The following is a 13521-nucleotide window of genomic DNA, read 5'->3' on the forward strand; positions in this document are numbered from 1 at the left end:
GTTTTTTTTAAAACTTACTTCCAAATAATTTTACATCTTCTTCGGTTATTTTATCTCCTCCAAGGATAATTAGGCGTTCTACTACATTGCGCAATTCCCGTATGTTACCTCGCCAATCATAAGCTTTAAGGGTTTTTAAAGCATTTTCCGTAAACTCTTTTTTAGTAGTACCATGCTCTGTAGAGATTTTTTCGCTAAAATAATCTATAAGTAAAGGAATGTCTCCGCGACGTTCGTTTAAGGAGGGTACTTCAATTAAAATTACAGCTAAGCGGTGATAAAGGTCTTCCCTAAATTTCTTTTCTTCAATTTCCTTTTTAAGGTCTTTATTGGTAGCTGCTACTACACGAACATCTACTTTAATATCTTTACCGCTGCCTACTCGCGAAATTTTGTTTTCCTGAAGTGCTCGCAATACTTTGGCCTGAGCCGAAAGACTCATATCGCCAATTTCGTCAAGAAAAATTGTACCACCGTTGGCCACTTCAAATTTCCCTGCACGATCTTTATTAGCCGATGTAAAAGCTCCCTTTACATGACCAAAAAGTTCACTTTCTATTAATTCTGAAGGGATAGCAGCACAATTTACTTCTACCATGGGTCCCTTGGCCCTATCGCTTTTTTGGTGCAACCAATGGGCTACCAACTCTTTACCGGTACCATTTTGCCCTGTAATTAATACACGGGCATCGGTAGGAGCCACCTTTTCTATTACCTCCTTAATACGTTGAATTTCTTCTGATTCGCCTATCATTTGAAAATTCTTGCCAACCTTTTTCTTTAGGCGGGTATTCTCTACTACCAGCTCTTTGCGGTCTAGAGCATTTCTTACTGTATTTAATAAGCGATTAAGGTCTGGTGGTTTCGATATATAATCAAAAGCGCCCATTTTCATGGTATTTACTGCGGTTTCCAGGTCTCCGTGACCAGAGATCATCACCACTGGAACTTCGGGCTTAATTTTCATGATTGCCTCCAGCACTTCTACTCCATCCATTTTTGGCATTTTGATATCACAAAGTACCAGATCAAAATCCTGATCTTTTATTTTTTCAATTCCTTCAAGGCCATCTACAGCTTCTTCTACTTTATAGTCCTGATTTTCTTCAGTAAGAATTTTCACTAAAACCCTTCGTATTGCTGCTTCGTCCTCAATTAATAAAATATGTGCCATATTATAAAATACTAAATTTTAAACCACTACGGGCATAGAATGTATTGGTATCGTCTATTGTATATAAATCTTCCCGGTCTTTATCCCGCAATCGAATATCGTTCATTACAGTATAACCGGTATATAGATAAAATGAAATATTATCGGTAAAATTATATTGGTATCCCAACCCACTTAATACTATGGTCATAGACATACTCTCTGCAAGCCGGTTGGAGTTAGGCTTTGTTTGCGGATATGGGTTAAAGTTTTTTTGAAGGTTGGAGAAAAAACCGTCTAGAGTAACAAAGCCCTGCATCTGGTGCTTATCATTAAAATAATGTATTAAGTTGGTTTTTGGAATACCAAGGGCATAAGACCATTTTTCATCAAAGCGTTTATAGTAATTTACTACAGGCAAAGGGAAAGGATATCCTGTGGTGGTAGAATAACTTAGTCCCAAAATTAAACGCCAGGGTTCTATATAACGTTCATCTTCTTTTATTTTAATAAAATATACAGAGCCTGTATAAATAAAATCGTCTCTAACCATCTCATTGGTTGTAAAGTTGGATGCAACTTTCACCCCAGTCTCAACGCCAAAACGCCATATGTTGTTCATTTTAAAAGTATAGCCTATTTTACCGGTAAAAGATTGAAAGCGATCCAGGTTATTTGTTGAAAAAGCTTCATTGTTTTTATACTTAAAGTTTACATTTCTATATTCTACCCCCGGTACCAAATAAGCATCGTTTTCATTAAGTTTTATCGGAAAATTCACAAATGTCCTAAACCTCCTAAATGAATTATCTGAATCAGATTGAGGGAAATAAGTGTATTCTATCCTGGCTAAATCTGTAGTTTGTGAAAAAGCCGGAAGAGTTACCGCCCCCAGTAAAAAAAAAGCTGTAAGGATAAAAAATTTATTCATTCTTTGCTAAGTTTTGGGTATAAGCTTTATTAGGGTAGAAATGTACATCTCGCTGTGGAAAAGGAATGCTAATATTATTCCTCCTAAATTCTTCATCTATTTTAAACCTTAGCAGGCTCTTTATTTTAGGGTCTACAAAGCTATCTTTTACATAGAAATGTAGGGAAAAATTAAGGGACGAATCTCCGAAAGCATCAAAAAGCACAAAAGGCTCAGGACTTCCCATAACATCTTTATTTTCCAGCGCACACTTCAATAAAATATTTTCAACTTTTTTTGTATCGCTTCCGTAGGCAACCCTCACATTAACAGACTCCCGGGTAGTTTTATGATTTTGTGTATAATTAAAAATCACATCACTCATAAATTTATGATTTGGTACAATCATCACCTTATCGTCTCGCGTTAAAGCCCGGGTGGTTCTAAGCTTTATTTCAAAAACCCGACCTACTCTTCCTTCCATTTCAATAACATCGCCTACTAAAAGAGATTTATCTAAAATAATAAAAACTCCTCCAATAACATCCTGAAACAATTCCTGTAAAGCTAAACCTATACCTACAAAAAGTGCAGCCGATGCTGTTAAGATTATGGTAATATTTATACCGGCTGAACTTAACGTAACAAGTATCACTACCAGGTAGACAATGTATTTAATAAATTTAAAAATGCTTATAAACTTAAGCTTATCTGTCTCTTGAAGCTTATTGGTAATAAAAGACCTTATTAACCTTAGCACAATACTGGTAATTACAAAAGCGAAGATTACCAATAGGATATTTCCTATAGTAATATTCACCGCATTTTCACCGGTTTTTATAGGAAAAAGCACAAAATCCCAAAACTCTATAAGGTTACCCCATATATCTTTTTCAACAACTTCTTTTATAACTTCTGTAGCTTCCGGGTTTTCCTGGTTCTGCATCTTTTAGTATTTAAGCCATTTAAATAATTCTTTGTAACTCGCTTTTTTACCATACATAAGAATTCCCACCCTATATATTTTGGCAGCCAACCAAACCACCGCAAAATTAGTTACGATTAAGATTGCAATTGAAATTGCTAATTCCCACCAGGGAACCCCAAATGGGATACGCATTAACATTACGATGGGCGAAGTGAGCGGAATCATAGAAAAAATAGTAGAAATGCTGCCATGCGGATTTTCTATTACCGAAAAGAAGCCCACATAAATCCCTAGCATTAATGGCAAAATAACCGGGAACATAAATTGCTGGGTATCGGTCTCACTATCTACCGCCGCTCCAATTGCAGCATAAATTGCACTATATAAAAAATAGCCGCCAATAAAATAAATAAGAAAAAATATTACCAGACTTAAAATTGGTAAATTAAGAATATCTACCATTAACTGAGCTATCTCGGGTTGCGCTATTTGTTCAACCGTCCCTAATTGGGATTTCTGAACTGTAAAGACATCTATTCCCAAAATGTAAAATGACAGGCTTGCCAACACACCAGCCAAAAGCACCCAAATACTAAATTGGGTAATTCCTGCCAGGGAAGTCCCCAGTACTTTGCCCAGCATAAGCTGTATTGGTTTTACCGAAGAAACTATAATCTCAATAATTCTATTGGTCTTTTCTTCAATAACACTACGCATCACCATATTTCCATAAATGATAATAAACATCATCAATAAATAACCTGCAGCACCCCCAAAGAACATTTTAATATAATTAGACATTTTAGAAGTTTGTTCTCCCGAAAAATTCTGGATTTCAATTCTAACCTCTGTCCTGGCATTGTTCAACTGGTCTACATCAATACCTCTCTCTATAAGTTCTTTTCGGGTTAACCTATCGGCAATGGTTTTCTCTATAGCCTGTATAGTCCCTAAACCGGGCGATTCATTCCCAAAAAACTGAATACCTTCAAGATCTTTCCCAATATTTGAAGGAATATAAATGAGGCCGTAATACTCCTGCTCATTCACCATTTTTTTTGCCTCTTCTAAAGATTTACCCGATAAATCTAAATATTGAACCTCCTTTTGGTCTTTAAATTCTGAAGTAAACATTTGGGTCTCATCGTACAATCCAATAATGCGCTGTTCACTACTATTAAGCATACTCAAATAAGCTATTAATGCAAACATCCCTATCAATATAAGCGGGCTCAGAAAAGTCATAATTATAAAGGTCTTATTCCTTACCCTTGCCAGGTATTCGCGCTGAATTATTAGCTTTAGGTTACGCATTTTGAGTGACCGTTTTAATGAATATATCGTTTACTGAAGGAATAACTTCTACAAAATGATTTACACGGGCCTTTTCTATAAGGTACTCCAATAACTGGTTTGGTGTTTCCCGGTTATTTAACTGAATTGTTACTTTAAGATCGTCGTTTATGCTCTTAAAGTTTGTATTTCCGACTACAAATTTCTCTTTCAAATCATTTAAAAGCACCATATTATTTTCAGACTCCAGGCCTACTTCGTAAGTATTGGACTTATAGGCTCGTTTAATCTCTGAAACCTTACCATCTAACAATTTATTTGATTGATGAATTAAAGCCATATAATCGCACAACTCTTCTACACTATCCATACGATGTGTGGAAAAAAGTATTGTTGCACCCTCCTCTTTTAACTGAAGGATTTCATTTTTAATTAAACCGGCATTTACAGGATCGAAGCCACTGAATGGTTCATCAAAAATCAACAATTTAGGTTGATGTAAAACCGTGATAATAAACTGTATTTTTTGTGCCATCCCTTTAGAAAGCTCCTGAATTTTTTTGTTCCACCAGCCTTCAATTTGCAATCTATCAAACCAATACTTTAGACGCTCTTCGGCTTCCGTTTTAGAAAGTCCCTTTAACCGGGCAAGATAAAGTGCCTGCTCCCCAACTCTCATAGATTTGTAAAGTCCGCGTTCTTCGGGCAGGTAACCTATATGCGCTACATCCCCGGGTTGCAAAGGTTTACCGTCTAAATAAACCTGCCCTCTATCTGGCATGGTAATTTGGTTAATTATTCTAAGAAGTGTGGTTTTTCCTGCGCCATTTGGGCCTAAAAGACCAAATATACTACCGCGTGGAATAGCTATTGAAACATTATTTAGTGCAGTAAAATTGCCAAATTGCTTATAGATATTTTCTGCGACTAAGAGGTTTTCCATATAGAAAATTGATATAAATAAATTGCTCGTTACAAGACTTATAGAAGGCTAAGGTTAAGAAACCCCAACCATAGCTTTGAATTAAAGGTTTTACACTTGTTTATGGGGTGAACCAGCCAAGAGCATGCTCACGAGATATTCTTTCGAAAAATTGTTTAATCTTCGAGACAAGCCTCAGGGCGTTTTAAGCTCGATTATCGAGTAAATATATTGAAATAGCTTGAGAGATGTTTTAGATTAAGAAAAAATTTGCTTTTCTAACTGCCCAAAAACAGAAAACCCACCCTTAAATAATTAAGGATGGGAAAAAAATTGCTATGAAAAAGAAAAATTATCACTAAAAGACTTAGTGATAATCAAATATATAAATTTTTTCTTAAAAGCGAGGTTCTAAGAAAACATATCTTTTACTTTCTCAAAAAATGATTTATCACTTTTCTCTGGGTTAGGCCTAAAATTATCATCTTCTGCCATTCTTTCAAAGAAATCGCGCTGTTCTTTATTAATGTTTTTAGGTGTCCATACATTTACATGTACCAGTAAATCTCCTTTTCCGTAACCATTAAGACTTCCTATACCTTTTCCTCTAAGCCTAAGAATTTTTCCAGATTGTACACCTTCTTCAATCTTTATTCTCACTTTTCCTGTCACGGTATCTATTTCTCTTGAAGATCCGAGCACAGCTTCCGATAAGCTAATGTATAAATCGTAATGAAGGTTATCGCCTTCCCTTTTTAGACTATGATGCTCTTTCTCTTCTATGGCCACAAGTAAATCGCCGGCAATTCCATTTCCGGGCGCCTCATTTCCTTTTCCGGAAACTTTTAGCTGCATACCATCTTCAACTCCTGAAGGAATTTTAATAGATACTGTTTCTTCTTTTTGTACCAAACCATGCGCATCTGCTTCAGGTGGCCTCTTATCTATTATTTGTCCAGAACCACTACAAGCGGTACAAGGAGAAGCTGTTTGCATTCTACCCAAAATAGTATTGGTAACACGTGTTACCTGCCCGGTACCTTTACAGGTAGTACAGGTTTTATAAGTAGTACCGGGAGCCTGAACCTTCCGTTTTACTTTTATCTTTTTCTCGGCACCTTTCGCTATTTCTTCCAGTGTAAGGCTTACCCTTATTCTTAGGTTACTTCCTTTTGCACGCCTTTGGCCACCACCAAAGCCGCCACCAAAACCAGAAAAGCCACCGCCTCCGCTAAAGCCGCCACCAAAGATATCTCCAAACTGGCTGAATATATCGTCCATATCCATACCGCCAAAGCCACCGCCACCACCGGCGCCACCTTCAAATGCCTGATGACCAAACCTGTCGTAACGGGCACGTTTATCTTCGTTGCTTAGTACTTCGTATGCTTCAGCCGATTTTTTAAATTTCTCTTCAGCCTCACTATCTCCCGGATTTTTATCTGGGTGATATTTAATGGCCATCTTTCGGTATGCCTTTTTAATTTCGGCAGTAGAAGCTCCTTTACTTATGCCTAATATGTCGTAATAATCTTCTTTCATGGTCTCGTTTTGCGAATTCTAAAAAAGCTGATTTATTTCCCGGTTACTACCTTAGGATATCTAATAATACGTTCCCCAAGTTTATAACCTCTTTCTACTACATCAACTATCTTGCCTTTAAGTTTATCTTTAGGCGCAGGTATTTGGGTAATGGCCTCGTGAAGCTCAGAGTCAAAAGTATCTCCCTCTTTCACCAGCATAGGCTCAAGACCTTTACTCTTAAGGGTTTCTTTTAGTTTGTTATGAATAAGTTCTACCCCATGGACCAAATTTTCATCTCCCTGTTTACGAAGCTCATTTAAAGCCCTGTCAAAATCATCCAGGACTGGCAACATGGCGGTCATTACTTCCTGATTGGCAGTTTTAAATAACTCTAATCGCTCTTTTGAAGTTCTTCTTTTATAGTTTTCAAATTCAGCAAAAAGCCTTAAAAACTTATCTTTTTCCTTTTTAAGATCTTCTTTTAATTTTTCTTCCTCAGTAAGTTCAGGCGTTTCCTCTTTCGCTTCCTTCTTTCCTTCTTCATTTTCAACTTCTTCTATAGCCTCATCTATAACGTCTTCTACTTGATCTTTTACAGGTTTATCCTGTAGTTCTTCATTTTTATTCTTGCTCATTTTTTCTTGCATTTTAATATATGCACAACGGGTCAAAATCATTGCCAATAATGATTCGGTGTCAAAATGTCATTATTACTATTTAATATTTTTTTAGCATTAAGCTTTTTCTAGTTTATGTAATTTCGCAACCTAAATAAAAACCAAATTTCTAACACAATGAAAAAATCAATTTTAAGCACTTTAATGATTGCAGCTTTTTTAACTGTAGTTGTAGGGTGTAAAAACGATAAAAATAAAGCAGAAACTTCTGATGCTAAAGATGCCGCCACTGCGCAGGCAGAAGCTATGGAGTTTAAAGTAGACACCGCAGCCTCTATCATTGAATGGAAAGGAAGCAAGCCAACCAATACCCATACCGGGACTATAAAATTTACCGAAGGTACTTTTAGTGCTAATGATAGTATTATTGAAAGTGGAAGTTTTGTCATTGATATGCTATCTATTAACGTTACCGATCTTGAAGGAAAAGATAAAAAGGATCTTGAAGCTCACTTAATGGGAACAGTAGAAGGGAAAGAAGGTGATTTTTTTAATGCTCCTAAATACCCGGAAGCTACCTTTGAAGTAACCGGAATTACTGAAAAAGAAGGTGAAAAACTTTTATCTGGCAATCTTACCATTAAGGATAAAACCAAAAATATTACTTTTCCGGTTAGCATAAGCCAGTCTAAAAATAGTATCGAAATTAGCAGTGAAGAGTTTAGTATAGATAGAACCAACTGGAATGTAAACTTTGGATCTAAATCTGTTTTTGACGGATTAGGAGATAATTTTGTAAGTGATGATATCATTTTAAAAATTAACCTAAAAGCTAATAAAGCTTAATAAGGTTCACATCTATTGAAATAGAAAAAAGGCTGTCGATTTTTTTTTGACAGCTTTTTTTTATTCCTAATTCCATAAGCTTTCTATTAAGCCAATAAATCTTCCAACGCTTTGGCAAGGTTTACATATTTAAAATTATACCCCTCCTGCTCTATCTTGTCACTGCTCACCAACTGGCTGGATAACACAAGGTGAGACATTTCTCCTAAAACAAGTTTAAGGGCTACTTTTGGAACATTTGGCAACCAAACCGGTTTCCCCATTTTTGAAGCTACCTCGTTCACTAATTCTTTATTAGTTACAGGATTGGGGGCCACAGCATTATAAACTCCGTTTAATTGATTTTCTAAAGCAAACATAAAAATACCGCTAATATCGTCTATATGAATCCAGGACTGCCATTGTTTCCCACTACCAAGTGGTGAACCTACATTAAAATTCACAGGCTCTTTGAGTTTTTGTAACATTCCACCATTTTGCGCAAGTACAAGGCCAACTCTAATCTTGGCAACCTCCAGCCCCAAATCCTTAAAATTATCTACAACCTCTTCCCATTTTACTACAACCTCACCTACAAAAGAGTTATCTACACCTTTATCTTCTTCGGCATATAATTTTTCTAAAGAACTGGGGTAAATCCCAATGGCACTTGCAGAAACCAGGTATTTCACCTGGTGCTTGTTTTCCTGTAAGCATTTGTAGAGTAAGTTTGCTGTTTCGGTTCGGCTTTTTAGAATAGTTTTTTTTTGTTTCGGTGTCCAGCGTTCAGCAATACTGGCACCTACCAAATTAATAATAGCATCAACACCTTTTATGGCATCACTATCAATTTCATTATTATTTGGATTCCAGTAAAACCCCTTATAATTTTCTTTACTTTCTAACTTTTCTTTGCTGGTAGAAAGATAGCAAACCTCTATTCCCTTGTCTAGACATAACTGACTAATTTTAGATCCAATTAAGCCAGTAGCCCCTGTAATTAATACGCGCATTTTTCCTTACAAGATAACAACAAGAATAAACCTTAGCTAAATATTACCACCTATTTAACAGGAATATTCGCTAGTTTTTTAAAGCTCTTAACATTTCACGTTTACCTGGCGGGCCTGGAAGCCTTTCTACTATAAATCCTGCCGTTTGCATAGCCCTTCTCACGCTTCCCTTTGCCGAATAAGTTACCAAAACACTATTTTTTTTCATAGCGGCAAACATTTTTTCGAAAATTTCTTCAGTCCAAAGCTCTGGTTGAACCCTGGCTCCAAAAGCATCAAAAAACACTAAATCATACTTATCACGATCTTCAATATCCTCAAATCGCTTTTGCTGTTTTTCAAGCTGAAAAGATTCGGAAATAGTCGCTACCTCATTCCACAATATTTCATGCATTTTATGAAATGAATGCAACTGGTTTTCTGCGGAAAGCATTTCAGCGTAATTCAAGGCATCTATTTCATTCTTAGCTACAGGATAGGCTTCTACTCCTGTATAATTTATATTTAGCTTAAGCTTTTTAGCTTCCAAAAAAGTGATAAATGCATTAAGGCCGGTACCAAAACCTATTTCTAATATAGAAAGTTTATTCTCCTTATTTAAGCCAACCCAATATTGCAATCCCATTTTTATAAAAACGTGTTGTGCTTCCTGTATGGCACCATGTTTAGAGTGGTATTGCTCATCCCACTCGCTTAAATGTATGGTAACCGACCCATCGCCGGTTTTTATTATTTTTCTTTCCACTTTATTGTTTTAGAAGTACCGCATTAGCTACAAAAGCCCTGGAGCTTTTTGGTGAAGTAATCGCAGCTATTTCTGCTTCAGACTTTCCCTCATCTTCTGCATAATGCTTTTGATCTTCAACCGACATTTCATTTAAAAAAGCTTTCCCTTTAACGATTACCTCAGTGTTTTCAATATTTTTTGGAACAAAAAAGCCGTAATCTTTAAAAGTTACCCTTACATCATTTTGTTCGGGGAGCTCTACCACCATCCAACAGCCCTTCTTTTTACAAACGCTCTTTATTTTTGATGCAAATTTAATCTCCAGAGTGTCACCGGGTTTTAATGAAGTATACCTTTCAAGGGCCTCAGCATTCGTTAGGCTATTTTCAGGTGAAATCTTTTCTCCATAAGAATTGTAAGAAACAGGAGTTGATTGGTCTATTACCTCAACCTCTGTTTTAGATTTTTCTCCTTTACAGGCTACAAAAATTAACGATAAACCAAGGAGGAACACAATTTTTCTCATATTATTATATTTAGTTAAAACACTGTAAGCAAACAAATTTACCAAAACTTTAGATTTTGATTCTGTTTTAATTTAGGTAAATTTGTGTGCTAAATTAATGATAATGAAATACGATACTAACCAGCTTGAAATAAACAAAGTCCAAAAGTCTAAAATTGAAGAAGTAAATTTTGACAATCTGGTTTTTGGCGAAATTTTCACAGACCACATGTTTGAATGTGATTATGATAATGGCCAATGGCAAACCCCTAAAATTAGACCTTATGGTTCCATAGAAATGGATCCATCGGCAAAAGTATTTCATTATGGACAGGCTGTTTTTGAAGGAATGAAGGCTTATAAGGATGAAGACGATCAAATTTGGCTTTTTAGACCGGAAGAAAATTTTAAAAGGATCAACAAATCCAGCGCAAGGTTAGCTATTCCGGAGTTTCCGAAAGAATTTTTCTTTAGCGGGCTGGAAGAATTGTTAAAATTAGATAAAGCCTGGATTAAAAAAGGATTTGGAAACTCATTGTACATTCGCCCGTTTGTTATTGCTACCGAGGAGGGCGTTTCTGCAAACCCGTCAACCAAATATAAGTTTATGATTATTTGTTCCCCGGCACAAGCCTATTACAGTGGCGAAGTAAGGGTTCAATTTTCAGAGAAATATAGTCGTGCTGCCAATGGTGGGGTCGGTGCCGCAAAAGCTGCCGGAAATTATGCCGCGCAATTTTACCCAACCAATCTTGCTAAAGAGGCCGGTTTTCAACAAATAATTTGGACCGATGCCAATACCCACGAATTCCTGGAAGAAGCAGGAACAATGAATATTTTCTTTAGAATTGGCGACAAACTAATTACCGCGCCTACAAGCGATAGGATTTTAGATGGAGTTACCCGAAAAAGTGTCATAGACCTGGCTAAAGATCTTAATATTGAAGTAGAAATAAGAAAAGTAAAAGTTTCTGAAATTGTAGAGGCGGCAAGAAATGGCGAGTTAAAGGAAATTTTTGGTTCTGGTACCGCAACGGTAATCAATCCTATTTCTGGCTTTGGATATAAAGACGAAAAGTTTGAACTTCCTGAGCTGGAAGATTCTTACGGAAAGTCATTTAAAGATCAGCTAATGAAAATTCAATACAACCAGGCCGAAGACAGACATGGTTGGAGATATTTGATAAAGTAAAATACCGGTATTTTCACAAAAAACAAAGAAGCTGTCTGAGAAGGCTTTAAAACCGTCACTTGAATTTATTTCAAAATCTAAGGTGGTGGTAATTAAAAGCAAGTTAGAAGTTGAAAAAAGTTCAGCTTGACGAGAATAGACTTTTCAGACAGCCTCTTTTTAATGGAATTAAAATTATCTTAATCTTTAAGTACTTTGGCTATATTAGGCTTTACATAGCCCGGCCCTTTAATTACTTTCCCGCTTTCATTATATAAGGGTTTTCCGTCTTTATCAAGCTTGCTCATATTACTTGCCTGTATTTCATTAAAAATTGCTTCAATTTTGTGTTCTAAACCGTGTTCTATAATAGTTCCGTACAAAACATATAACATATCACCCAGGGCATCGGCCACTTCCGTAAGGTCTCCCCTATTCACAGCCTCAAGGTATTCTTCGTTTTCCTCTTTCATTAACTCGTAACGTAAACGGTTCTTGCCTTTACCCAGGGAGGCTCTCGGTTCTTCAGAAATGCCTAATTTAAAGACCTTGTGAAATTGCTTTACTGCAGAGAGTCCTTTCTTCATTTTAATAAATTTTAAATCGATTATAGATTAAGCCTAAAACCTTAACTTTGCATAAAAGTATATAAAAATGTTTAGCACCGGCCAACTCGTTTTCGCAGGCTTATTTATAGTTGTTTTTGTAATTGTTATTACACTTAGTTACAAAAAAGATACTTTATTACACAAAAAGCAATATAAAGGAAGTATGTGGGTACTTGTAGCTTTTCTTGCTTTTATAGGTTTACTGTTTATACTCAAAACATTTTTGAATCCCTAAATACCTTATTTACAAAATATTGTTAAAATAAGTATCTTCGTTACCAAACCAACTCCTATGAAAATTTTAAAATACCTTTTCTTTCTCCTATTGATAGTAATTATTGCAGGGTCCATTTATATAGCCACAAAAGATGGAAATTATCAAATTGAAGAAACTAAAGTAATTACCGCTCCGGTAGAAATGGTTTTCCAGGAAGTAAATGAACTTAAAAACTGGGAAAATTGGGAACCATGGTCTACTGAAAACGATGATATGATTATTGAATATGGAGCAAAAACCAGTGGTGACAGCGCAAGTTATTCCTGGAAAAGTGAAGCTGCCGGCGATGGTGAGATAAAAACCATTTCTGCTAAGCCCTATGCTGAAATTGAACAGGAACTTGTTTTAAAAACACCTTTCGGAGAATCTACAAGCCAGGTATACTGGGAGTTCAATGAAATTAAAGATGGAACTGAAATTATTTGGGGAATAAAAGGACAACAAAGTTTTATGGAAAAACTGGCCTTTGTTTTTCAGGAACAAAGTATAACCGAAATGATGCGCCCAAAATTTCAGGAGGGACTTAACAATATAGAAAATGTAATCTTAAATAAAATGGACACTTATACCATTAATGTAGATGGCGTTATTCAGCATGGTGGTGGTTATTATATGTATACCACTACGGCAAGTAAAATTAGTCAAATAGACAAAAAGATGGCATCTATGTTTAGTGAAGTTTCTGGCTATATGGATAAAAATGAAATTGAGAAAAGCGGCAATCCTTTTATACTTTATAATCAATGGAACGAAACGGCAGGAACAGCCATTTTTTCGGCGGGAATATTTACCCCCAGTGAAGTTATCACTCCGGCCAATAGTGAAATTCTAACAGGGCTAATGCCTAATCAAAAGGTTCTAAAAACCACCTTAAAAGGGGATTATAAGAATCTTAAAGAAGCCTGGAACACTGCCTATAATTATATACAGGCCAATGAACTTGAAGTAGCCGAAGATGCCAATAATTTTGAGGTTTACTTAACTTCGCCCGAAGAGGTTGCAAATCCGGCTAAATGGATTACCCATCTTTATATTCCAATAAAATAAA

General features: G+C 36.0%; 14 protein-coding genes. 3 read left to right on the plus strand and 11 right to left on the minus strand.

The window, feature by feature from the left end:
• Positions 1-7: 7 nt before the first annotated feature.
• The 7 genes from I6U49_RS03565 to I6U49_RS03595 all read right to left on the minus strand — a co-directional run bounded on the left by I6U49_RS03565 (position 8) and on the right by I6U49_RS03595 (position 7365).
• Positions 8-1174, minus strand: coding sequence for a sigma-54-dependent transcriptional regulator (locus I6U49_RS03565; protein WP_198627600.1), 1167 nt, complete (start codon positions 1172-1174; stop codon positions 8-10).
• A 1-nt stretch (position 1175) separates the two neighbouring features.
• Positions 1176-2084, minus strand: coding sequence for a DUF6268 family outer membrane beta-barrel protein (locus tag I6U49_RS03570; RefSeq protein WP_198627601.1), 909 nt, complete (start codon positions 2082-2084; stop codon positions 1176-1178).
• Positions 2077-3009, minus strand: coding sequence for a mechanosensitive ion channel family protein (locus I6U49_RS03575; protein WP_198627602.1), 933 nt, complete (start codon positions 3007-3009; stop codon positions 2077-2079). Before I6U49_RS03575 ends, I6U49_RS03570 begins: the two co-directional genes overlap by 8 nt.
• Positions 3010-3012: 3 nt before the next feature.
• The gene (locus I6U49_RS03580; protein WP_198627603.1) at positions 3013-4305 is read right to left on the minus strand and encodes an ABC transporter permease; all 1293 of its coding nucleotides are present in this window, start codon (positions 4303-4305) and stop codon (positions 3013-3015) included.
• Positions 4298-5227, minus strand: a complete 930-nt coding sequence (locus I6U49_RS03585) for an ABC transporter ATP-binding protein (protein ID WP_198627604.1) — start codon at positions 5225-5227, stop codon at positions 4298-4300. The genes I6U49_RS03580 and I6U49_RS03585 overlap by 8 nt, the downstream gene beginning before the upstream one ends.
• Positions 5228-5617: 390 nt before the next feature.
• Positions 5618-6748 (minus strand): molecular chaperone DnaJ, encoded by a 1131-nt coding sequence (gene dnaJ, locus I6U49_RS03590; protein WP_193711117.1) that lies wholly within the window; start codon positions 6746-6748, stop codon positions 5618-5620.
• Positions 6749-6780: 32 nt separating this feature from the next.
• Complete coding sequence (locus I6U49_RS03595) at positions 6781-7365, minus strand: nucleotide exchange factor GrpE (protein WP_198627605.1); 585 nt, start codon at positions 7363-7365, stop codon at positions 6781-6783.
• A 159-nt stretch (positions 7366-7524) separates the two neighbouring features.
• On the opposite strand from I6U49_RS03595, the gene I6U49_RS03600 reads away from it, so the two are divergent.
• Positions 7525-8193: a YceI family protein gene (locus I6U49_RS03600; RefSeq protein ID WP_193711119.1), complete on the plus strand. Its 669-nt coding sequence runs from the start codon at positions 7525-7527 to the stop codon at positions 8191-8193.
• An 86-nt stretch (positions 8194-8279) separates the two neighbouring features.
• Here the strand turns inward: I6U49_RS03600 and I6U49_RS03605 are convergent, their stop codons facing one another.
• The 3 genes from I6U49_RS03605 to I6U49_RS03615 all read right to left on the minus strand — a co-directional run bounded on the left by I6U49_RS03605 (position 8280) and on the right by I6U49_RS03615 (position 10438).
• Entirely contained in the window at positions 8280-9185 is a 906-nt protein-coding gene (locus I6U49_RS03605) for a TIGR01777 family oxidoreductase (protein WP_198627606.1), read from the minus strand.
• Positions 9186-9255: 70 nt separating this feature from the next.
• Entirely contained in the window at positions 9256-9930 is a 675-nt protein-coding gene (gene mnmD / locus I6U49_RS03610) for a tRNA (5-methylaminomethyl-2-thiouridine)(34)-methyltransferase MnmD (RefSeq protein ID WP_198627607.1), read from the minus strand.
• Position 9931: 1 nt separating this feature from the next.
• Entirely contained in the window at positions 9932-10438 is a 507-nt protein-coding gene (locus I6U49_RS03615) for a DUF4920 domain-containing protein (protein WP_198627608.1), read from the minus strand.
• Between the two features lie 103 nt (positions 10439-10541).
• On the opposite strand from I6U49_RS03615, the gene I6U49_RS03620 reads away from it, so the two are divergent.
• Positions 10542-11609 carry a branched-chain amino acid aminotransferase gene (locus tag I6U49_RS03620; protein ID WP_198627609.1) on the plus strand — a complete coding sequence of 356 codons (1068 nt, stop codon included), beginning with the start codon at positions 10542-10544 and terminating at the stop codon, positions 11607-11609.
• Between the two features lie 179 nt (positions 11610-11788).
• On the opposite strand, the gene I6U49_RS03625 is transcribed toward I6U49_RS03620, so the two are convergent.
• Entirely contained in the window at positions 11789-12175 is a 387-nt protein-coding gene (locus I6U49_RS03625; protein ID WP_193711124.1) for a pyrophosphohydrolase domain-containing protein, read from the minus strand.
• A gap of 313 nt (positions 12176-12488) precedes the next feature.
• Between I6U49_RS03625 and I6U49_RS03630 the strand changes: the two genes are divergently transcribed.
• Positions 12489-13520: an SRPBCC family protein gene (locus I6U49_RS03630; protein ID WP_198627610.1), complete on the plus strand. Its 1032-nt coding sequence runs from the start codon at positions 12489-12491 to the stop codon at positions 13518-13520.
• The last annotated feature ends 1 nt before the right edge of the window (position 13521 follow it).

Source organism: Salegentibacter maritimus, from assembly GCF_016236915.1.
Classification (GTDB): Bacteria; Bacteroidota; Bacteroidia; order Flavobacteriales; family Flavobacteriaceae; genus Salegentibacter; species Salegentibacter maritimus.

What these genes read in the sequence shown, in the direction of transcription:
- I6U49_RS03565 (WP_198627600.1), bottom strand. Translation starts at nt 1,174, where the DNA reads ATGGCACATATTTTATTAATTGAGGACGAAGCAGCAATACGAAGGGTT.
- I6U49_RS03570 (WP_198627601.1), bottom strand. Translation starts at nt 2,084, where the DNA reads ATGAATAAATTTTTTATCCTTACAGCTTTTTTTTTACTGGGGGCGGTA.
- I6U49_RS03575 (WP_198627602.1), bottom strand. Translation starts at nt 3,009, where the DNA reads ATGCAGAACCAGGAAAACCCGGAAGCTACAGAAGTTATAAAAGAAGTT.
- I6U49_RS03580 (WP_198627603.1), bottom strand. Translation starts at nt 4,305, where the DNA reads ATGCGTAACCTAAAGCTAATAATTCAGCGCGAATACCTGGCAAGGGTA.
- I6U49_RS03585 (WP_198627604.1), bottom strand. Translation starts at nt 5,227, where the DNA reads ATGGAAAACCTCTTAGTCGCAGAAAATATCTATAAGCAATTTGGCAAT.
- dnaJ (WP_193711117.1), bottom strand. Translation starts at nt 6,748, where the DNA reads ATGAAAGAAGATTATTACGACATATTAGGCATAAGTAAAGGAGCTTCT.
- I6U49_RS03595 (WP_198627605.1), bottom strand. Translation starts at nt 7,365, where the DNA reads ATGAGCAAGAATAAAAATGAAGAACTACAGGATAAACCTGTAAAAGAT.
- I6U49_RS03600 (WP_193711119.1), top strand. Translation starts at nt 7,525, where the DNA reads ATGAAAAAATCAATTTTAAGCACTTTAATGATTGCAGCTTTTTTAACT.
- I6U49_RS03605 (WP_198627606.1), bottom strand. Translation starts at nt 9,185, where the DNA reads ATGCGCGTATTAATTACAGGGGCTACTGGCTTAATTGGATCTAAAATT.
- I6U49_RS03615 (WP_198627608.1), bottom strand. Translation starts at nt 10,438, where the DNA reads ATGAGAAAAATTGTGTTCCTCCTTGGTTTATCGTTAATTTTTGTAGCC.
- I6U49_RS03620 (WP_198627609.1), top strand. Translation starts at nt 10,542, where the DNA reads ATGAAATACGATACTAACCAGCTTGAAATAAACAAAGTCCAAAAGTCT.
- I6U49_RS03625 (WP_193711124.1), bottom strand. Translation starts at nt 12,175, where the DNA reads ATGAAGAAAGGACTCTCTGCAGTAAAGCAATTTCACAAGGTCTTTAAA.
- I6U49_RS03630 (WP_198627610.1), top strand. Translation starts at nt 12,489, where the DNA reads ATGAAAATTTTAAAATACCTTTTCTTTCTCCTATTGATAGTAATTATT.